Origin of the sequence: Bradyrhizobium sp. Tv2a-2 (assembly GCF_000472425.1) — a bacterium.
In the GTDB taxonomy this organism is placed as follows: Bacteria; Pseudomonadota; Alphaproteobacteria; order Rhizobiales; family Xanthobacteraceae; genus Bradyrhizobium.
In genome coordinates this window covers 136,590-155,044 of sequence record NZ_AXAI01000013.1, presented here as the reverse complement: position 1 = coordinate 155,044, position 18,455 = coordinate 136,590, and the positions used below count along the sequence as shown (strand labels likewise).

Here is an 18,455-nt window from a genome sequence, read left to right as displayed (position 1 = left end):
CGTTTGCGCTTACTCGCGGCCTGCGGCGCCGAGCAGGCCATGCGGTCGCACCACGAGCACGAGCGTCATTGCCGCAAACAGCATCACGTAGGCGTAGCTTGGGTTGAACATGGAGGTGATGCTGATGATTTCGCCGGCGATCAGACCGCCGAGAATCGCCCCCGGAAAGGATCCGACCCCACCGATCACGACGACGACGAAGGTTTCGACCAGGATGTCGTCGCCGACCCCCGGCGTGAGCGAGACCACCGGGGCATTGACGATCCCGGCAAAGCCCGCGGCCATCGCGCCGATGCCGAACACGACCATGAAGACGCGGTCGACGTTGATGCCGAGCGAATCCACCATCACCGAGTCTTCAATGCCGGCACGTACGATCATGCCGAGCCGCGTGCGGTAGAGCAGCAGAAACAGAACGCCGAGCGCGATCGCGACGATGCCGACCACAGCGAGCCGATAGGTCGGGTAGTACATGAACCCCAGATTCGTGATGCCCTGGAATAGCGGCGGAGGAGGCACCGACAGCGACTGGCTGGAGAAGAACAGGCGGACGATCTCGACGAAACAGATTCCCAGACCGAAAGTGACCAGGAGCTGATCTTCGTTGGGGCGGTGATAAAAGTGCCGGATGACCACACGCTCCATCACAACGCCTAGGATCATGACGAAGATGGCGCCGGCTGCGACGGCCGCGACGAACGAACCGGAATATTGGTAGCCGACATATCCGGCGTAACCGCCGAGCATGAACATCGCGCCATGGGCAAGGTTGAGAACGCCCAGCGTGCCGTAAATGATCGTCAGCCCGGAACTGATCAACGCAAGCAGCGCGCCCAGTGCCAGGCCGTTAAACAATTGAGAAACAAAATTGGGCCAACTGATCATCGATCGCCGGTCATGATTTGCTGCGACGACGCGTTGCACGCTCGAGAGAGCCCCGACGCCGCCGCAAGTCTGCGATCGCGTGCGGCGTCGGGAGTCGGCTCACGTGTATGCGCCGAGGCTGCAGCCAAACGCATCGGGCTTCTGCATGAGGCCCTCGCCCGGAACGATCTCGACCACGTCGTAGTAGTCTTCCTTGTTCTTCATGTCCTTTGGCGCCTTGCCCTTGACAATGATGACCGGGCGGACGAGCTGATGGTCTTCTTTGCGGAAATACACCTCGCCGACCGTGGACTGGACCTTGCGGCCCTCCTCGTAGGACTTGATCACATCAGGCGGAAAGAAACTGCCGGCGTGCTCGACAGCCTCGGCCCAGAGCGCGAACTGCATGTAGGCGTTGTTGGCGCCCCACTCCGGCTTGTAGCCGTACTTCTTTTCGAACGCCGCGACGAACATCTTGGCGAGTGGGTATTTGTCTTCAAGCGTCCACCAGAAGTCAGTAGCCGCGTAGACGCCTGACATCAGATCGCCACCAGCCTCGCGGGCCAGGAACGGCGTCTGGTACGGCACCACCAGCTTCATCTTGTCGAAGATGCCGAATTGCTTGGCCTGCTGGGTCGACAGGACCGCATCGTGGCCCCAGTTGACGTTGAGCAGGACGTCGGCGCCGGAGTTGGCGATGTTGAGCAGGTATGAGGAGTAGTCCGGCGCGCCCAGCGGGGCGACCTGATCGGTGGCGGTGGTCCACCCCGCGGTCGCGAGATAGTCCGTCATCGATTTGGTGACGGTGTGGCCATAGGTGTAGTCCGGCGTCAGGTAGGCCGCTTTCTTGTTCTTGCCGAATGTCTTGACGATGATGGGGCCGATCGCAGCCGCGGCGGTCTGGCCGTAGAAGCATTGCCGGAAGCCGTAACGCACGCAATCCTTGCCGGTGGTGTCGTTTGAACCCGAGATCCCAGTGACGTAGAGGACCTTCTCGCGCTGCGCGAGCTTGTTGAGCGCGACCGCAACTGCGCTCGAGGTCGAGCCGGTCATCAGGATGGCCTTGTTCTCGGTGATGAAGCGCTGCTCCGCCTGAACCGCCTCGTTGGGCTTGGCCGCGGAATCGGCGACGCCGAATTTGACCTCCTTGCCGAGCACGCCCTTCGTGGTCTTGGGCGAGATCTGCTTGATCAGGTCGTTGCCGCTGTTGATGTGCTCGACTGCGAGTTCGTAACCCTTGAGCTCGTCCTCGCCTTGCAGTGCATAGGTGCCGGTCCGGGGCACCGTGATGCCGATGAACACCGACGAGCCGGACGCGCCGGCGGGAAAGGTGCCGACGGCAGGACGATCTTCTGCAAAAGCCCGCGGCATCAGCCCTGCGGGAAGCATGCTCGCGCCCGCCAGTCCCGCGGCCGTCTGCAACAATTGCCGGCGGGAGACTGCCAACCGTGACGGCTGCTCGATCATCAATCTTTTCATCGCCGAACCTCCTCCCAATATATTTCTGTTCTGATTGCGACGTGGCGCACGGGAAATGGCAGGCACCCGATGCCAACGCAGGATCGCCGGTCGCCGGGCTGGTGCCGGCATGGGCGATATATCGTTCCACGATATATCGTCTCGTCAAATTCACCTTTCGTCGAGGACGGCCTCAATTGGCTTAAAGTATCGTATCACGATATATGTCTGGTAACTGTCATGGTACGTTGTGCGCTGCGGTGTTTCCAGCGGCGGGATGCGGACAGAGATGTCCTCTGGCAATGAGGTACGGACTGAAAATGATTGCGCATGATGGCGTCGCGTCAGCCAGCCCGGACGACAGGCAGATGGCCCCGGACGAGACCATCTCCCTGGCCACAATCAACACCTGCTTCGGCGCGATCGACGCGCGGGCAGGCGGCGAGGCCGGCGCGGAGGCTCCTGCCCCTTGCGAACTCAGCGTTCGCGCGCTCAACGTTCTCAAGTTGCTTGCGGCCGAAATGACTGGCGAAGACCCGCCGCGGAAGGATTGGTTGCCGTCAAGCTCTTTTCTCCGGGAGGTGACGTTCGAGCGGCTCGTCCGGGCGCGCAACTGCGGCCCGCTGACCGCAGCGGAAATCGTCCGCTGGGCCAAATCGCGCGGGGTCACGATCGCGCGGCCATCGTGGGCGGGCAAATCCTTCTCGGAAATGTGGCGTTACCTGGAGGTCAGATTCGCGGCGGGTGAACCGGTGCAGGCGGCCATCCTCGAAGCCCTCGACAGGTCGGTGCGGCGCAAGAGCACGAGGATACCCATCGCGGTGCAACGTATGCTCCTGAAACTGCTGGAGGAAGGAGACGGGGGTGCCCACCGCAGCTAGCGCGTGGCTCCGTGGTCCACAGATATTGCCCACCGCCCGATGGTCTCGGGAGGGCCCATGATGCGAAGATGCGCGGGGACCACGTGGAACCGAGGATGGGCTAGTTGCGAAAGGTTAAGCGCGCAAGAACCCGCGCCGGTGGCACGGCAGCGGTGGATTACGAGGCGCTGGCGCGCTTTCGCTACGAGCTGCGGAAGTTCCAGGCATTCAGCCAGACGGCAGCCAAGCGGGCCGGGCTCACCCCGCAGCAGCATCAGGCGTTGCTGGTTGTGCGAGGTTTCTCCGGCAAGGGGCCGATCTCGGTCGGAGAAGTCGCAGAGCGCCTGCTGATCCGCCATCACACCGCCGTCGAGCTGGTCAATCGGATGACCCGATTGAAGATATTGAGCCGCAGCGTCGATGGTGCCGACAGCCGGCGCGTACTGGTCAGCCTGACAAGGGAAGGGGAGAGGCGGTTGCAGCAACTCTCCCGGATTCATCTGGAAGAGCTGCGCGCGATTGGTCCTACCCTCACCAGGCTCTTGCGACCGTTGCGGCGACCCGGACAGGGTAGCCGTACCGGTCGCCCTTAACCGTCCCGGTTAACATCTCGTCAGCGCGATCGGTCTATATCTTGGCCGGGTTCAACACATGATCCGATCATGAACGAAGACGTCATCGAACGATCGGCGGAAATCGCGCCTCGCCGCAAGCCGTCGGCGGCCAAGGCCTGGCTGAAGGCGATCGAGCTGACCTCGCGCATCGAGGCCGAGCCGCATTGCCTGTTTGCGGATGTGGTCGAGGCCTGGGCGAGGCGGCAGCCTGACCGCCCGGCGCTGTTGTCGGGCGGCGAGAGCTTCACCTACGGTGAGCTTGCCGCACGGATCAACCAGTATGCCCGCTGGGCGCGACGCCATGGCATTGGCCACGGCCGCACCGTCTGCCTGATCATGTCGAACCGGCCGGACTATATCGCCTGCTGGCTCGGCATCAGCAGGGTCGGCGGTGCGGTGGCGTTGATCAACACCAGGCTGGTGGGCCAGTCGCTGGCTCATTGCATCAATGTCGCGCAGGCTCACGATGTCATCGTGGCCTCCAGTCACGTCGACATGTTCGAGACGGCGCGACCCCATCTGGCGCGCCCAGCAAAGATCTGGATTTCGGGGGAGGCCGGCGCCAGTGGCGATCTGGATGCGGCATTGGCCGGGATGGATGCCCGTCCATTGTCGGCTATCGAACGCGGCGATGTCGGAATCGACCATCGCGCGCTCTTGATCTACACCTCCGGCACCACGGGGCTGCCGAAGGCGGCCAATATCAGCCATCGCCGCATCCTGAATTGGGGCGGCTGGTTCGCAGGCCTGATGGACGCATCCATCGACGATCGTCTCTATGATTGCCTGCCGCTCTGTCATTCCGTCGGCGGCGTCGTCGCGCCCTGCAGCATGCTGAGCGCCGGCGGATCGGTGGTGCTCGCGGAGAAATTTTCCGCAAAGCAATTCTGGGACGATATCGCACGATTTGATTGCACGGTGTTTCAATATATCGGCGAACTCTGCCGCTACCTGCTGAAAGCAGAGGTCACGGAGCGTGAAGCGTCGCACAGGCTGAGGCTCGCGGTCGGTAACGGCTTGCGCGGCGATATCTGGGACGCCTTTGCCGCGCGCTTCGCGATCCCGCACATCCTCGAGTTCTATGCCGCCACCGAAGGCAATTTTTCGCTGTTCAACGTCGAGGGCAAACCCGGTGCGATCGGCCGGATTCCGTCGTTGCTGGCGCATCGCTTTCCAGCTGCCATCGTCCGGCTCGATACCGACAGCGGCACGCCCGTTCGTGGCGAGGATGGCCTCTGTGTCGCTTGCCCGCGCGGGGAGGCTGGCGAAGCGATCGGCCGCATCGGCACGGCTGATCAGGGCGGCGGCCGTTTCGAGGGCTATACGGATGCGGCGGAGTCCGAGAAGAAGATCCTGCGCGATGTGTTTGCGAAAGGCGATGCCTGGTTTCGCACCGGCGATCTGATGCGACTCGACGCGCAGGGCTATTTCCATTTTGTCGACCGCGCCGGCGACACTTTCCGCTGGAAGGGCGAGAATGTCTCGACCAGCGAGGTGAACGATGCGATCCGCGAATGTCCGGGTGTCCGCGATGCCTCGACTTATGGTGTTGCCGTGCCGGGTGCCGACGGACGTGCAGGTATGGCCGCGATCGTGGTTGACGACGACTTCAACTTCGAAACCTTCACCGAGCATCTGTCGCGCAGGCTACCGATCTACGCAATCCCGGTCTTCGTCAGGCTCTGCGAAACGCTGGATGCCACCGAAACCTTCAAGCAGAAAAAGCAGCAGCTGATCCGCGACGGTCTCGATCCCGCTATCGTGAGCGATCCGATGTTTATGAGGGATGCGGCGAGCGGGGACTACCGTCGGCTCGATGCCGCCTTTTACGCGCGGCTTGTGGAGGGCGCGATCCGGCTTTGACATCGCTTCAATCAGGACGCATTTTATCTAGTTCGGCAACTATGCCGTTTACCCAATGGGCACGAAACGATACGACAGGAGTCAGTTAATTTACGCTTCCGCTCTAGGGTCCGGGCCAGCCAATGAGAACCAAAGACGAGGGATCAATGTCGGTGAAGTCCAGGATTTTTTCGGCGATGCAGCAGATCGCGGGGGAGCAGAAGATTACGCTTCCGCCGCTTGAAGACGGTCTGTCGCTGCATGAAACCGGCTTCGATTCCCTGGCCTTCGCCATCCTGGTGGCGCGGCTCGAGGACGATCTTGGTGTCGATCCGTTTACCATAGCGGAAGACATCACCTTCCCCCTGACCGTCGGCGACTTCGTCAGGGCCTACGAAAATGTCTCCGCGTGAGATCTCCGCGCTCCGGGAATATCTCGGCCCGGAGCTGAAGGACCGCACGATTTCCGACGCGCGACACAGCGTGTCGCTGACTGACGTTCTCACGCATAGCTGCCTTGCAACCCCCGCGCGCGAATTGTCCGGCCGTTCGGTGCTGCTTGCTCTATCGGGCCAGTTGCTGTCGGCGATTGCGATGATCGAACTCGACGGCATCGCCCGTCGCATGCTGCTTTGCCCACCGGATCTCAATCCGGATCACGTCCAGGCGCTGGTCAGCGATGCCGAGATCGATGCCATTGTCACAGACCAGCCGCTGCGCTGGTCGGATTCCGGCGTCTATCTCATCGTCGGCGCTCACCTGCCTGAACATGGTGCTCCCGAGATCACCACTGAACGCGCTACCGATTGGCTGATGCTGACCTCGGGCACATCGGGCGTCCCCAAGATAGTGAGCCATACGCTGGAGGGCCTGACCGGTGCCATCATCGCCGATGGACCTGCGCGCAGCGCCAGCGCGGTGTGGGCGACCTTCTATGATATTCGCCGCTACGGCGGCCTGCAGATATTTCTCCGCGCCGTGATCGGCGGCGGATCCATGGTGCTGTCCGAGCCCGGCGAAGCGCTCGTCGATCACGTGGCACGACTCTCCGCGCGCGGCGTCACCCATATCTCCGGTACACCCTCGCACTGGCGCAAGCTGTTGATGAGCGGCGCGGCTGCGCAGTTTTCGCCGCGTTATGTCCGCCTCTCCGGCGAAATCGCCGACCAGGCCGTGCTCGACGGCCTCGCCCAGGCGTTTCCCGGCGCATCCGTCGGCCATGCTTACGCTTCGACCGAAGCGGGCGTCGGCTTTGCGGTGAATGACGGGCGCGAGGGCTTTCCGGCGAGCCTGGTCGGGCCGAGCCGCGACGGCGTCGAGATGAAGGTCGTCGATGGCTCGCTCCGCATCCGCTCCGGTCGTACCGCGCATGCCTACGTCGGCGGCGATGCTGCGCCGCTCGCCGATAGTGAGGGCTTCGTCGACACCGGCGATATGGTCGAGTTGCGCGCCGACCGCTATTATTTTGTCGGCCGACGCGGCGGCATCATCAATATCGGCGGGTTGAAGGTTCATCCTGAAGAGATCGAGGCCGCGATCAACCGGCATGCGAGCGTGCGCATGTCGCGTGCGCGCTCGCGCAAGAGCCCGATCACCGGCGCTATCGTGGTCGCCGACGTCGTTCTCGCCGACGGCACCGAGGCGAGCCGCGTTGACGCGATCCGTAAGGAAATTCTCGATCAGTGCAAGGCGTCGCTTGCCGCGCACAAGGTGCCGGCAGTGATCCGTTTCGTCGAGCAGCTCGATGTGACGCCGGCCGGAAAGCTGGCGCGCGCCGATGCGTAATGTCCTCGTCACCGGCGGCAGCCGCGGTATTGGGCTCGCGATCGCGCGGCGGCTCGCCGCCGCGGGCTATCACGTGACCGCCGTGGCGCGTCGCGAGAGCGAGGAGCTGCGTCAGGCAATGCACGCGGCGGGCGGCGACCGCCTCCACTTCAAGCCGTTTGATCTCAGCAAGGTCGACGCGATTCCCGCCTTTGTGAAATCGGTGCGGGACGAGTTCGGCGCCATCTACGGTCTTGTCAACAATGCCGGAGTGAGCGCCGAAGGGTTGCTCGCAACCATGCACAATTCCGAGATCGAGGCGCTGATCCGGCTTAACGTGCTCTCGCCGGTCGTTCTGACCAAATATGTCGTGCGCCAGATGATGGCCGGCGGCGCGGGACGCGTTGTCAACATCTCCTCCATCATCGCCTCGACCGGCTACAATGGCCTCTCCGTGTATGGCGCGACCAAGGCGGCGGCGACCGGCTTTACCCGCTCGCTGGCGCGCGAGGTTGGAAGGCTCGGGATCACCGTGAACGCGATCGCGCCGGGCTTTATCGATACCGAATTGACGCAGGACTTATCGGAAGAGGGTCGCCAGCGCATCGCTGGCCGCAGCGCGCTGCGGCGGCTGCCGGAGGCCGACGATGTTGCATCGATGGTGGAATACCTGCTCGGCGACGGCGGCCGCAACATCACCGGCACAGTGCTGACCGTGGATGCGGGCAATACAGCCTAGCCGGTGGCGGCGCCTGTCCTGAGCTCGGCGCTGATGCCGGCGGGATCGCCCATCGCGAGCGCGACGATTGGGCGCGTCTGTTCGGAAGTCATATGATCCTCACTTTTTCACCGCTCGTGTCGGCGTCGCCGCGCAATAGCCGCAGCACCTGCAGCGCGAGCGGCAGCAGCAATAGCGCAAAGCCTGCGACCACGAGGCTCGTCACCAGGCGGTTGTCGAAGAAGATGGCCAGTGAGCCCTTGGACATCAGCATGGACTGCCGGAACGCGTCCTCTGCCTTGTCGCCGATCACGATCGCCAGCACCAGAGGAGCGAGCGGATAGGATAATTTTTTGAAGAGATAGCCGACCACGCCGAAGCCCAGCATCAGTACGACATCGAGATAGGAGTTCGAGACCGAATAGGCCCCGACCGCGCAGACGATGACGATCAGCGGCGCGATGACGACGAAGGGAATTCGCATCAGGGCGGCGAACACCGGCACCGTCAGCAGCACCAGCACGACGGCGACGATATTGCCGACATACATTGAGGCGATCAGGCCCCAGACAAAGTCTTTCTGGTCGATGAACAGCATCGGCCCGGGATTGAGGCCCCAGATCATCAGCCCGCCCATCATGACAGCCGCGGTGGCGGAGCCGGGAATACCGAGCGAGAGCATCGGCAGCAGCGCGCTGGTGCCGGCGGCGTGGTCGGCGGTCTCGGGCGCGATGATGCCCTCGACCTCGCCGCTGCCGAAGTACCGCCCCCGGCGCGAGAAGCGCTTTGCGATGCCATAGCTCATGAAGGACGCCGCCGTCGGACCGCCGGGCGTGATGCCCATCCAGCAGCCGATGGCGGCGCTGCGCAGCAGCGCGGTGCCGTGCTTGGGCAGCCGCGCCACCGCGCGAAACACCTCGCGCCAGTCGATCCTGGAAGAGACCGCGCGGGCGTGGATGTCCTCCTCGACCGCGATCAGCAGTTCGCCGATGCCGAACAGGCCCATCACGGCGACCACGAAGCTCACGCCCTTGACCAGTTCGTCGACCCCCATGGTCAGGCGGACGCTGCCTGACACGGTGTCGATGCCGATCGCGGCAATGGCAAAGCCGATGGCGAGCGCGACCACTGTCTTCATTGGCGCGGCACCGCCCATGCCGACGAAGCTCGCAAAGGCGAGGAAATAGACCGCGAAATATTCAGCAGGGCCAAAGGCAAGCGCGACCTGCGCCACCCAGGACGCGAGGAAGGTGATCAGGATGACGCCGACCAGCGCGCCGAACGCCGCCGACCCGAAGGCGGTGGCCAGCGCCGTCGTGGACTTGCCTTCGCGCGCCATCGGATAGCCATCGAAGGTGGTCGCGACCGAGGACGGCTCGCCCGGAATGTTGAACAGGATCGAGGTGACGGAGCCGCCGAATAGCGCGCCCCAGTACATGCTAGAGAGCAGGATGATGGCCGAGACCGGCTGCATACCGAAGGTCAGCGGCAGCAACAGCGACACGCCGTTCGGCGCGCCGAGCCCCGGCAGCACGCCGACGAGGATGCCGAGCAGCACGCCGACCACCATCAGCGCGAGATGCTGCAGAGAGAGGGCAATGGTGAAGCCGTGCAGCAGCGACTGGAAATTTTCCATCCGCGCCCCCTTTAGTAGCCTAGCGCGGCGGCAAGCCCGCCATGCGGCAGGCTCACCTGGAACATGCGTTCGAACACGATATACAGCGCAAGCGGCGTCGCCAGCGCGATGATCAGCGCGCGGGGCAGCGATCGATGCTTCGGCAGCGCCAGCACGCCGAAGATGTAGCCGGCCGAGGCGAGATACATCCCCGCAAAAGGAATGGCGCCGACAAACATCGCCGCAGGCACGAACAGCCCGGCGATGCGGCGCAGATCCGTGCGCGATATCGCAACGCCGATTCCGCTCAAGCCCCTTAGAAGATTATAGAGGCTTCCGGCGAGGATGATCACGCCTGTGATGAAGGGAAAGGTCCCGGCATCGACACCATCGCTTCCCCAGCCGATACCGTTGTCGAGGCTGGAGACGATGACCGCGAGCCCAAAGCTTCCGGTCAGGACCGCCGTCGCTGTTTCAAGGGCGCGCCGCGATATCATGATGTCCCCGAGCTCGTTGTGGCAGGCGCGGGCCTGATGCCGCGCCTCGCGCGTTCACTTTACCAGCCAGCCTTGTTCGGCCGCGACCTGCCTCACATGTTCAAGGTCCTGCTTGATAAAGGCATCAAAGGCTTCGCCGGTCAGGAACGTATCCACCTGCGAGCTTTTCTCGATGTAGTCCTTCCACTCCGCCGTCGCCTGCACCTTCTTCATGAGGTCGACATAGTAGCCGGCTTGCTCGCTCGTGACCTTGCCAGGCAGCCACACCGTGCGCGGCTGCTCATATTGCGGAATGTTGATCCCCTGCTCGATACAGGTCGGCACATCGCTCCAGCCTTCTGTTGCGGTGACCTTCGGTCCTTCGGGCAGCCGCTTCGGGCTGAAGGCGCAGAGCGGGCGCTGCGTGCCGCCGCGCCATTGGCCCGCGCTTTCGCTGGGGTTGTTGACATGGGAATCGATATGGCCGCCGGCGAGCTGCACGGCTGCTTCCGCGCCGCTCTTGAAGGGAATGTACGTGATCTTGACGTGGCCGGCCTTCTCGATCATCCGCGTCAGCACTTCGTCAGTGTCCTTCGACTGCGCGCCGCCCATCTTGAAATCGCCGGATGCGGCCGCCTTCAGATAGTCGCCCGCGGTCTTGTAGGGCGCGTCCTGTTTCACCCAGAGCAGGAACTCGTCCTGCGCCATCGCCGCGATCGGCGTGAGGTCGGTGTAGTTGAAGGCAACTTTCGAGACCAGCGGCTGCTGCCAGGCATTCGACGTGCCGAAGATCACCTTGTAGGGATCGCCCGCGGAGGCCTTGCCATAGACATAGCCTTCAGCGCCGCTGCCCCCGGCCTTGTTGACGACGACGACCGGCTGATCGGTCAGCTTGTATTTGGTGATAATGTTCTGCACCGCGCGGGCGAGATTGTCGGTGCCGCCGCCGGGGCCGGCGGTTGCGACAAACTCGATCGGCTTTTGCGGCTGCCAGGCCGCCTGCGCTGGCATCGCGCCGGCTAGCGCGAGCATGGCAGCGGGCAGCAAAAAAGCTGGCGTCGTCTTCATGGTTTCCTCCCGGATTATTTTTGTTGTTTTGAATCGCGTGATCGTTACGTCATGCGATCTGCTTTCCTGTCCTGGGCACGGCCGCTGCGGAGAACACGGCGCCCTCCCGCTCGAGCGCCTCGATCTGCGCCTCGTCAAAGCCGTATTCGCTGAGGACATCGCGCGAGTGCTCGCCGTAGACCGGCGCGCCCGACCGCACCTTGCCCGGCGTCTCCGAGAACTTGACCGGCAGCCCGATGGTCTTCACGGCGCCCAGCGTCGAATGCTCGACCTCCACCACCATGTCGCGCGCCAGCGTCTGCGGGTCGGACAGCGCCTGCAGCATGTCATTGACGGGCCCGCAGGGCACGCCTTTCGCATCAAGCGCAGCGAGCCAATGATCGCGGGTTTGCGTGCCGAAGCGCTGGCTGAGTTCGTCCTCAAGCTCTTTCAGATGCGCCATCCGGTCCGAGCCGTTGACAAAACGCGGGTCGGAAGCGAGCTCCGTCGCGCCGAGCACCTCCAGCATCAACAGCCAGTGCTTCCTGTTGGCGCCGCCGACCACGAGCCAGCCGTCGGAAGCTTCGAACGCCTGGTAGGGCGCATTCAAGGGATGCGCCGAGCCCATCGCGCGTGGCGCGGTGTTGGCTGCGAGCGCAATCGTCGACTGCCAATAGGTCTGCACCAGCGCCGCCTCGAACAGCGAGGTTTCCACCCATTGTCCCTCGCCGGTCTTCAGCCGGTGCGTATAGGCGGCAAGGATGCCCATCGCAGCCAACAGACCAGCCGTAATGTCCGACAGCGGCGGGCCGCATTTCACCGGCGGGCCGTCCGGCCGCTCGCCGGTGAAGCTCATGATGCCGCTCATTGCCTGCGCAACGAGATCGAAGCCGCGCCGGTGCTTGTAGGGGCCGGTGCGTCCGAAGCCGGACAGCGAGCCATAGATCAGCGCTGGAAAGTCCTTGTGCAGCGCCTCGTACCCGAAGCCGAGCCGCTCCATCGCGCCCGGCGCGAAATTCTCGACCAGCACGTCGGCGCTGGCGATCAGCCGCCGCAGGATCTCCTTGCCGCCGGCCGTTTTGAGGTCGAGCACGATGCCGCGCTTGTTGCGGTTCATCATCAGAAAGGAGGCGGCTTCGTCACCGATCTTGGGCGGCACGGAGTGACGCGTATCGTCGCCGTTCGGCCACTTCTCGATCTTGATGACGTCGGCGCCCATGTCGGCCAGCATCAGCGTGCAGGTCGGACCTGCCATTACATGGGTGAGATCCACCACCTTGAGGCCGGCAAGCGGACCGGGCGCCGCCGATTCGCCAGCGGCGGGAGGAAACGGCCTGTTCATATCCTTGGGCGCCTTTCTTGTCGTTTTAGGAAATTTTGAATGCAAAATCGTCAGTTGGCAAGCCGGAACCCTCGATCTTTAGGCTAAGTTCGGGTAGTTTGCATGCAAAATGGGCTTTCGCCATCATGCTGCATACTGAGGTCGTCGTCGGCATCCGCGCCATGCTGCTGGAGGGGGATATTCCGCCGGGAGCTCGCATCCCCGAGCGCGAGCTGTGCGAGAGATTGCAGATCTCGCGCACGCCGTTGCGCGAGGCGCTGAAGGTGCTGGCGGCCGAGGGCCTGGTGCAGCTGTTGCCCAATCGCGGCGCGCGCGCGGCACGGCTGACCGACCAGGACATGCGCGCTCTCTTCGAAGTCTGCCAGGGCCTGGAGGCGCTGGCCGGTGAGCTCGCCTGCGAGCGCATCAGCGAAACGCAGTTGGCTGCGATCGAAGCGGCCCATGCCGACATGGCGCGGCATCACCGCGATCGCGATCTCGCCCGTTATTATCGCTGCAACCGATTCATCCATGAGGCGATCGTCACAGCCGCCGACAATCCGGTGCTCAACGGACTTTATGAAACGGTCACGGCACGCATTCGCCGGGCGCGTTATCTGACGCCGATGACGGAGCAGCGCTGGGCGCTGGCGATGCAGGAGCACGAAGCGATCCTCAACATGCTGAAGCGGCGCGATGGCTTTGGCCTCGCTCATATCCTGCGCACGCATCTGCGCCACAAGCGCGAGGAGGTGATCCGGGCGGGCTTCGCCGAGGATGAGCAGACGACCCGGGCCGCTGGTTGAGGCGCCTCGCTTGTGCGGCGGTTAAAAGTTCCGTGGCTGTGAAATTTTCGTTTGCGCGGAATCAATTCAGTCAACGCCCCATAAGTGCTAGGTTCGCTCGATCAGATCGGTTCCGAGTTAAGTCAATCGATCTGCCCCTTTTTCGACGAAGGGAGTTGCTGATGGTCGCTTCTTACAGGGGCGCGCAGAACTCAAGCGGGGCCGCCTTGGGCCCTGATCGCATCGACGCGGCGCCTGCCGAATTGCTCAAGAAGCCGTCCCACGCCAATTGCGGACCGATGACGCAGCAGGGCACGATGGGAGCCCACGGCCATGAAATGCATCCGCAAGGATTCCTGCGCCTGATCGGCTGCCACGAAACCATCCGGCAGAAGGAAGACGCCGCGCGGCGGCTGCACGTGTAGGCGATTTCGCGGTTACATCTGGTGCTTTGGCAGGTCGATACGTTCGTCGCAAAATTCCGGCGGACCGTCGATGAGTCTTCGGATGCGGCGCTCGCGTTCGTTCGGCGCAAGCGACGGGTCCAACAGCGCAGCGATCTGTTGCACGGCCAAAGCCTCGATCGCCAGGGAGTCGTGATGGCCGGCCGCACGATGTGGGGCTGCGCCCAGCCCGAGCTCCACCAGCTGGCGGATGGCGTCGGAACGCGTGGCCTGGTGCGCCTCCGCCCAGGCATCGATCGCGGCCATTAGCGTTTGCGGAAATTTGACCGAGCTGACCGCGTCGCGTCCGGCGCGAACGGAGTGGCTTGAAATGGTCTTGTCTGATTTGGACATGTCGACGTCCGGGCCTTTGGCCGGTCCTTCTGCACAGAGGCTATGCGCATTTCGCCGTGGCCGGTTTGATGCCGATCAAAGAGGATGACGATGATCTGTCATGCCCCGCGATCTTGTCCGGAGCCGCCATCCATATTATGCGCTGGCAGATGGGAATCGCTGAGAAGCGAGGTGGCGGGTGCAGTTCATCAAGACGTTTCAGCTTTATGACTTCCTCGACACGCTGGTCAGCCTGTTCGTCGCCTTTGTGTTCGGCACGTTGATCGGCGCCGAGCGGCAGTACCGCCAGCGCAGCGCGGGGCTGCGCACCAATGTCCTGGTCTGCGTCGGGGCAGCCGCTTTCGTCGATCTTGCCGATCACCTCTCCGGCGCCGACGGTGCCGTGCGGGTGATCGCCTATGTCGTGTCCGGCATCGGCTTCCTCGGCGCCGGCGCGATCATGAAGGAGGGCATGAATGTGCGCGGCCTCAACACCGCCGCCACGCTGTGGTCCTGCGCCGCGGTCGGCGCCTGCGCAGGCGCCGATATGGTAGCGCAGTCCGCGGCGGTCACGGTGTTTGTGCTGGCAGGCAACACGTTGCTGCGCCCGCTGGTGAATGCGATCGATCGCATCCCGCTGAACGAGGGGGCGTCCGAGGCCAATTATGAAATCATTGTGACGACCATCGCTGACCGTGCCGCGGAAATCCGGGAAAGCCTTATCGAAAAGCTGGAGGATGCGAGCTACCCGATCCGCGAAACCAAGGTGATGTACCACTCCGATGACAATGTCGAAGTCGCCGCCGAACTCGTGCCGTTCTCGGCCGCGCCGGACGAGCTGGACGCCGTGGTTGCCGGGCTTTCGAAGCTGCCCGATGTCAGCCACGCCACCTGGAACGTCAGCGCGCTGGAGTGAATGGCCTCGCAATGACGCCTGCCATTCAATGCCGCGTGTAAATCTCGTAGAATGTGACCAGGATCTCGAACGCGATCAGGTATATGACAATCAGCTCCAGCCGCAACGCACGTTTGGTGTCGACGATGTCGGAGAGCGTGGTCGCTGTGTCGGCAATGACGGATAGTTTCCGGTTCAAGGTCTCGGCGCGCTCGCTGAGCTCGTATTCGTCCTCCAGCCGCGCATAGAGCCGTTCGAGGTCGGGCCGGTCCCACAGCACATCGGGCTTGTCGCTGACGGCGACGCGGCCGGAGAGGCGATGCTGGACCAGAAGCGCGTTGCCGAGCAACTTGAGCAAGTCGGTGCGGTTGCGTGAGGTGCGGCCCTCGCTGCCGAGTTCGCGGGCGAAGGGCTCGATGGTGTCGAAAACATTGGCAACCTGCCGCTCGTCGCGCGCGAGCACCACGCTCTTGGCGAGCGCGTCCGCGACCACCAGCAGCCGCTCCACCGACAACTCACGCACCAGGATCGGCCCGCCCACGGGAATCGGCTCCTCGCCCTCCTTGGCGACCTGGATCTTTGCCCATTCGTCCTCATAGGGGCTGATCTTGCCGAAGGTGCGGCTCTGCAGCCGTTCCAGGAATTGGGCTTCGTCATCCGCCGTGAGGCCAACGAACACCACGACGCCGTAGCGAAACACCACGGCAAGGCCCTGCGATCCCACCCGCAGCGAAAGCGGCGCATTGGACAACAGCTGGCCCTCGAAGCCTGCGGTATTGATGCGATCGCCGATCTGCAGCGCGTGCGCCGTGACTTGGCCGATCACTTGGCCGGATGTAGAGGCGGAATCGGGCATGTGTCGGTCTCGTCGAGCGGAACCGCCGGCCGGCCCGCATTGCACCGGCCGTGGCCGCTATCCGCTCCCACTAGCACAAGAGGCGGCCGGAAACGATGGCGTGGCCCAGCGAAGGGTCAATGCGACACGCCGAACCAAATTCCAACGCTGTGCGTATCTGGTAAAAGGTCCGGCATCGGCATTTGGGCTCGTCTCATGATCTCCTCCGGCAGCGACAATTTTTACGGTGGCATCGCGGTGTTCCGCGGCTTTGCGCGGCTGATGGAGCCCTCCCTCTATTCGCCGCTGCCTGACGACTGGACCGTCGGCGTCGCCGATATTGTCAACTCGACCAGGGCGATTGCGGAGAGGCGCTACAAGGCGGTGAACATGGCCGGCGCGGCGGTGATCGCGTCGGTGACGAATGCGCTTTCCGGCCGCGAGTTTCCCTTTGTGTTCGGGGGCGACGGTGCGAGCTTTGCGGTTGCGCCTGCCGACCTTGCGGCGGCACGCGAGGCGCTGGCGGCGACGGCGACCTGGGTCAGGGAGGACCTGGACCTCGAGATGCGGGTGGCGCTGGTGCCGGCTGCGGCGATCCGCAGCCATGGGCTGGACGTGCGGGTCGCCCGCTTCGGGCCATCAGCCAACCTCTCCTATGCGATGTTCTCCGGCGGCGGGCTTGCCTTTGCGGACGCCGCAATGAAGCGCGGCGAGTTTGTGGTGGCGCCGGCGCCACCTGGCTCGCAGCCGGACCTGACCGGCCTGTCGTGCCGCTTTGAGGAAATCCCGTCGGCGCGCGGTCTCATCCTCTCGGTGCTGGTGCTGCCCACCCGCGGCGCCGATCCGGCCGCCTTCCGCAAACTGATTGAGGACATCATCGGCCTTGTCGAACGCAGCCCCGACGCTGCGCGGCCGGTGCCAACGGGCGGTCCACCGCTGCGCTGGCCGCCGGCCGGGGTCGAGTATGAGGCGCGGGCCTGGCGTGGCGGATCGCTCGCCTGGCGCCGCGCTGCGGTGCTCGGCTATACGCTGTTTGCCTATCTCATCATGCGCTTCGGCATCAGGCTCGGCGGCTTCGTGCCTGAAGTCTACGTGCAGCAGGTGGTGGAGAATTCCGACTTCCGCAAATATGACGACGGCCTGCGCATGATCCTGGATTGCTCGGCCGAGCTGGAGGGCGCCCTGCAGCAGCGCCTCGAGGCCGCGGCCGCGAAGGGCATCGTGCGCTACGGCCTGCACCGGCAGGATGCCGCGATGATGACCTGCTTCACGCGGCAGGCGACGCGCAGCGATCACGTGCATTTCATCGACGGCGCACGGGGCGGTTATGCCTCGGCTGCGACCGCGTTGAAGGCGATGGCGGTGTAGGTCGGCCTGGCGCTTCTGTTCTGATTCAATCAGAACCGAAGCGCTAGCGCGCGCGGGTCCAGGTCTCGCCGCCGCAAATGGCACCGACGCAGCCTTCGACCTTGAGCGAGGCCGCGTCCACCAACGAGATGTGGCTGGCATACATGTTGCCGTCATCGGCATTGTAGATCTGGCCCGACCAGCGACTGGGGCCGGACGGCTGCATGCCGGAGAACAGCGGCAGTCCGATCATCGGCCGGGTGGCGAGCGCAGGATTCGGATTCTTGTTGTCGGTCGCGGGCCTGCCTGTCCCGGAATCGGTCGGCTCGCGCAGCCAGACGATCACGCCGCAGATGCCGCCGCTGCACTTGCTGACGCGCACCTTGGCATCGCCGGCTTGGGTCAGCCAGACACCGGTTGGCTCGAGCGCCTCCTGCGCGCGGGCGGAGCCTGCGGCGAACACTGCCGCGAACAGCACGCCGATGACAGCTGGTCTGCGAGCCATGACGAATCGCCCTCCAAAAAGGAAGGTCTCAATAGCAGCAAATCGGATTTGTGCAACGCCGCGAACTTTCACGGCAGGACATGCCACCACCGTATTTTCAAGCTTTTCGCGGCTGCGCTCATTCGCCCCAGCAGATCAGGCATGCGCGCTGTTCTCACCTCACCAGGGCAGCCCGCAGAGATCAATCGTCCCTCGATGAAGCTTGCGGCGGAGGTCGAAAACATGCGGCAGGGTTGCGGTGAATCGTATCCGGCCGCCGGGCTGCTCGGCATAGATGTCGCCCTCGAACGGCGTCCAGCCGCGCGCGATATAGAACGGGGCATGACGCGGTTCGCAGAACAGGAGCCCGAGATCGACTGAGCCTTCATCCTTCAAGGTCCGGACCGCGGCGTCGAGCGCGATCGTCGCGTAACCGCGGCGCCTGCTGTCTTCGCGTGTCAGCACCCCGCCGATGCCGCCGATGTTCACTTTGCGCCCATTCCACTTTGCCTCGCGCCTGTAGATGCCGACATGGCACACCACATCGTCCATATCGTCGCGCAGCAGCACACGCATATCCGCATGGGCTGATACGATGTCTGCCCACGGCAATTTTGCGACAACCTCCGGCGGCCAGATCGCCTGGTAGAGCGGCTCGACCTCGCTCCATGCGGCGTCGCCGTTCAAAATATCGATTTCAATGCTCATCTCGTGCGCAAGCTCGTCAGGTCTGGCCAGCTCTGCAAGGCCAAGG

20 protein-coding genes are annotated in these 18,455 nt (G+C 63.8%); 10 read left to right on the top strand and 10 right to left on the bottom strand.

Annotation, left to right across the window (positions count from 1 at the left end):
• Positions 1-9: 9 nt before the first annotated feature.
• Together A3AI_RS0126180 and A3AI_RS0126175 are read right to left on the bottom strand one after the other, a co-directional pair.
• The gene (locus tag A3AI_RS0126180; protein ID WP_024518434.1) at positions 10-885 is read right to left on the bottom strand and encodes a branched-chain amino acid ABC transporter permease; all 876 of its coding nucleotides are present in this window, start codon (positions 883-885) and stop codon (positions 10-12) included.
• A gap of 99 nt (positions 886-984) precedes the next feature.
• The gene (locus A3AI_RS0126175) at positions 985-2,343 is read right to left on the bottom strand and encodes a substrate-binding protein (RefSeq protein ID WP_024518433.1); all 1,359 of its coding nucleotides are present in this window, start codon (positions 2,341-2,343) and stop codon (positions 985-987) included.
• Positions 2,344-2,642: 299 nt separating this feature from the next.
• Here A3AI_RS0126175 and A3AI_RS43440 point away from each other — a divergent pair, with 299 nt between their 5' ends.
• The 6 genes from A3AI_RS43440 to A3AI_RS0126145 all read left to right on the top strand — a co-directional run bounded on the left by A3AI_RS43440 (position 2,643) and on the right by A3AI_RS0126145 (position 8,141).
• A complete protein-coding gene (locus A3AI_RS43440; RefSeq protein WP_024518432.1) occupies positions 2,643-3,203 on the top strand; it encodes a hypothetical protein in 561 nt (186 codons plus the stop codon).
• A gap of 152 nt (positions 3,204-3,355) precedes the next feature.
• A complete protein-coding gene (locus A3AI_RS0126165) occupies positions 3,356-3,775 on the top strand; it encodes a MarR family winged helix-turn-helix transcriptional regulator (protein ID WP_245286955.1) in 420 nt (139 codons plus the stop codon).
• A gap of 69 nt (positions 3,776-3,844) precedes the next feature.
• Positions 3,845-5,659, top strand: a complete 1,815-nt coding sequence (locus tag A3AI_RS0126160; RefSeq protein ID WP_024518430.1) for a long-chain-acyl-CoA synthetase — start codon at positions 3,845-3,847, stop codon at positions 5,657-5,659.
• Between the two features lie 146 nt (positions 5,660-5,805).
• Positions 5,806-6,051: an acyl carrier protein gene (locus A3AI_RS0126155; protein WP_024518429.1), complete on the top strand. Its 246-nt coding sequence runs from the start codon at positions 5,806-5,808 to the stop codon at positions 6,049-6,051.
• A complete protein-coding gene (locus A3AI_RS0126150) occupies positions 6,038-7,423 on the top strand; it encodes a class I adenylate-forming enzyme family protein (protein WP_024518428.1) in 1,386 nt (461 codons plus the stop codon). The genes A3AI_RS0126155 and A3AI_RS0126150 overlap by 14 nt, the downstream gene beginning before the upstream one ends.
• A complete protein-coding gene (locus tag A3AI_RS0126145; protein WP_024518427.1) occupies positions 7,416-8,141 on the top strand; it encodes an SDR family NAD(P)-dependent oxidoreductase in 726 nt (241 codons plus the stop codon). The genes A3AI_RS0126150 and A3AI_RS0126145 overlap by 8 nt, the downstream gene beginning before the upstream one ends.
• 88 nt (positions 8,142-8,229) lie before the next feature.
• Here the strand turns inward: A3AI_RS0126145 and A3AI_RS0126135 are convergent, their stop codons facing one another.
• The 4 genes from A3AI_RS0126135 to A3AI_RS0126120 are packed head-to-tail and all read right to left on the bottom strand — an operon-like array spanning position 8,230 to position 12,600.
• Positions 8,230-9,756 carry a tripartite tricarboxylate transporter permease gene (locus tag A3AI_RS0126135; protein WP_024518426.1) on the bottom strand — a complete coding sequence of 509 codons (1,527 nt, stop codon included), beginning with the start codon at positions 9,754-9,756 and terminating at the stop codon, positions 8,230-8,232.
• 11 nt (positions 9,757-9,767) lie between these two features.
• Positions 9,768-10,232 carry a tripartite tricarboxylate transporter TctB family protein gene (locus A3AI_RS0126130; RefSeq protein WP_024518425.1) on the bottom strand — a complete coding sequence of 155 codons (465 nt, stop codon included), beginning with the start codon at positions 10,230-10,232 and terminating at the stop codon, positions 9,768-9,770.
• A gap of 54 nt (positions 10,233-10,286) precedes the next feature.
• Positions 10,287-11,279 (bottom strand): Bug family tripartite tricarboxylate transporter substrate binding protein, encoded by a 993-nt coding sequence (locus tag A3AI_RS0126125; RefSeq protein ID WP_024518424.1) that lies wholly within the window; start codon positions 11,277-11,279, stop codon positions 10,287-10,289.
• Positions 11,280-11,328: 49 nt separating this feature from the next.
• The gene (locus tag A3AI_RS0126120; protein ID WP_024518423.1) at positions 11,329-12,600 is read right to left on the bottom strand and encodes a CaiB/BaiF CoA transferase family protein; all 1,272 of its coding nucleotides are present in this window, start codon (positions 12,598-12,600) and stop codon (positions 11,329-11,331) included.
• 125 nt (positions 12,601-12,725) lie between these two features.
• Here A3AI_RS0126120 and A3AI_RS0126115 point away from each other — a divergent pair, with 125 nt between their 5' ends.
• Positions 12,726-13,385 carry a GntR family transcriptional regulator gene (locus tag A3AI_RS0126115; RefSeq protein WP_024518422.1) on the top strand — a complete coding sequence of 220 codons (660 nt, stop codon included), beginning with the start codon at positions 12,726-12,728 and terminating at the stop codon, positions 13,383-13,385.
• Positions 13,386-13,546: 161 nt separating this feature from the next.
• A complete protein-coding gene (locus A3AI_RS0126110; protein WP_024518421.1) occupies positions 13,547-13,789 on the top strand; it encodes a hypothetical protein in 243 nt (80 codons plus the stop codon).
• Positions 13,790-13,801: 12 nt separating this feature from the next.
• Here A3AI_RS0126110 and A3AI_RS0126105 read toward each other — a convergent pair whose 3' ends face one another.
• Complete coding sequence (locus tag A3AI_RS0126105) at positions 13,802-14,161, bottom strand: ribbon-helix-helix domain-containing protein (RefSeq protein WP_024518420.1); 360 nt, start codon at positions 14,159-14,161, stop codon at positions 13,802-13,804.
• 178 nt (positions 14,162-14,339) lie between these two features.
• On the opposite strand from A3AI_RS0126105, the gene A3AI_RS0126100 reads away from it, so the two are divergent.
• On the top strand, positions 14,340-15,056 hold the full coding sequence (locus A3AI_RS0126100) for an MgtC/SapB family protein (protein WP_024518419.1): 717 nt from the start codon (positions 14,340-14,342) through the stop codon (positions 15,054-15,056).
• Between the two features lie 25 nt (positions 15,057-15,081).
• Here A3AI_RS0126100 and A3AI_RS0126095 read toward each other — a convergent pair whose 3' ends face one another.
• A complete protein-coding gene (locus A3AI_RS0126095) occupies positions 15,082-15,891 on the bottom strand; it encodes an RMD1 family protein (protein WP_036049581.1) in 810 nt (269 codons plus the stop codon).
• Positions 15,892-16,086: 195 nt separating this feature from the next.
• Here A3AI_RS0126095 and A3AI_RS0126090 point away from each other — a divergent pair, with 195 nt between their 5' ends.
• Complete coding sequence (locus A3AI_RS0126090) at positions 16,087-17,238, top strand: DUF3095 domain-containing protein (protein WP_036049579.1); 1,152 nt, start codon at positions 16,087-16,089, stop codon at positions 17,236-17,238.
• Between the two features lie 43 nt (positions 17,239-17,281).
• Here A3AI_RS0126090 and A3AI_RS0126085 read toward each other — a convergent pair whose 3' ends face one another.
• Both A3AI_RS0126085 and A3AI_RS0126080 read right to left on the bottom strand, forming a co-directional pair.
• Positions 17,282-17,722, bottom strand: a complete 441-nt coding sequence (locus A3AI_RS0126085; RefSeq protein WP_024518416.1) for a DUF2147 domain-containing protein — start codon at positions 17,720-17,722, stop codon at positions 17,282-17,284.
• A 159-nt stretch (positions 17,723-17,881) separates the two neighbouring features.
• The gene (locus tag A3AI_RS0126080; protein ID WP_024518415.1) at positions 17,882-18,409 is read right to left on the bottom strand and encodes a GNAT family N-acetyltransferase; all 528 of its coding nucleotides are present in this window, start codon (positions 18,407-18,409) and stop codon (positions 17,882-17,884) included.
• Positions 18,410-18,455 lie beyond the last annotated feature (46 nt).

Excerpts from the sequence above, each read along its gene's own strand:
- A3AI_RS0126085 (WP_024518416.1), bottom strand. The coding sequence starts at position 17,722 with ATGGCTCGCAGACCAGCTGTCATCGGCGTGCTGTTCGCGGCAGTGTTC.
- A3AI_RS43440 (WP_024518432.1), top strand. The coding sequence starts at position 2,643 with ATGATTGCGCATGATGGCGTCGCGTCAGCCAGCCCGGACGACAGGCAG.
- A3AI_RS0126080 (WP_024518415.1), bottom strand. The coding sequence starts at position 18,409 with ATGAGCATTGAAATCGATATTTTGAACGGCGACGCCGCATGGAGCGAG.
- A3AI_RS0126090 (WP_036049579.1), top strand. The coding sequence starts at position 16,087 with ATGATCTCCTCCGGCAGCGACAATTTTTACGGTGGCATCGCGGTGTTC.
- A3AI_RS0126175 (WP_024518433.1), bottom strand. The coding sequence starts at position 2,343 with ATGAAAAGATTGATGATCGAGCAGCCGTCACGGTTGGCAGTCTCCCGC.
- A3AI_RS0126125 (WP_024518424.1), bottom strand. The coding sequence starts at position 11,279 with ATGAAGACGACGCCAGCTTTTTTGCTGCCCGCTGCCATGCTCGCGCTA.
- A3AI_RS0126120 (WP_024518423.1), bottom strand. The coding sequence starts at position 12,600 with ATGAACAGGCCGTTTCCTCCCGCCGCTGGCGAATCGGCGGCGCCCGGT.
- A3AI_RS0126135 (WP_024518426.1), bottom strand. The coding sequence starts at position 9,756 with ATGGAAAATTTCCAGTCGCTGCTGCACGGCTTCACCATTGCCCTCTCT.
- A3AI_RS0126145 (WP_024518427.1), top strand. The coding sequence starts at position 7,416 with ATGCGTAATGTCCTCGTCACCGGCGGCAGCCGCGGTATTGGGCTCGCG.
- A3AI_RS0126110 (WP_024518421.1), top strand. The coding sequence starts at position 13,547 with ATGGTCGCTTCTTACAGGGGCGCGCAGAACTCAAGCGGGGCCGCCTTG.
- A3AI_RS0126105 (WP_024518420.1), bottom strand. The coding sequence starts at position 14,161 with ATGTCCAAATCAGACAAGACCATTTCAAGCCACTCCGTTCGCGCCGGA.
- A3AI_RS0126155 (WP_024518429.1), top strand. The coding sequence starts at position 5,806 with ATGTCGGTGAAGTCCAGGATTTTTTCGGCGATGCAGCAGATCGCGGGG.
- A3AI_RS0126180 (WP_024518434.1), bottom strand. The coding sequence starts at position 885 with ATGATCAGTTGGCCCAATTTTGTTTCTCAATTGTTTAACGGCCTGGCA.
- A3AI_RS0126130 (WP_024518425.1), bottom strand. The coding sequence starts at position 10,232 with ATGATATCGCGGCGCGCCCTTGAAACAGCGACGGCGGTCCTGACCGGA.
- A3AI_RS0126150 (WP_024518428.1), top strand. The coding sequence starts at position 6,038 with ATGTCTCCGCGTGAGATCTCCGCGCTCCGGGAATATCTCGGCCCGGAG.
- A3AI_RS0126160 (WP_024518430.1), top strand. The coding sequence starts at position 3,845 with ATGAACGAAGACGTCATCGAACGATCGGCGGAAATCGCGCCTCGCCGC.
- A3AI_RS0126095 (WP_036049581.1), bottom strand. The coding sequence starts at position 15,891 with ATGCCCGATTCCGCCTCTACATCCGGCCAAGTGATCGGCCAAGTCACG.
- A3AI_RS0126115 (WP_024518422.1), top strand. The coding sequence starts at position 12,726 with ATGCTGCATACTGAGGTCGTCGTCGGCATCCGCGCCATGCTGCTGGAG.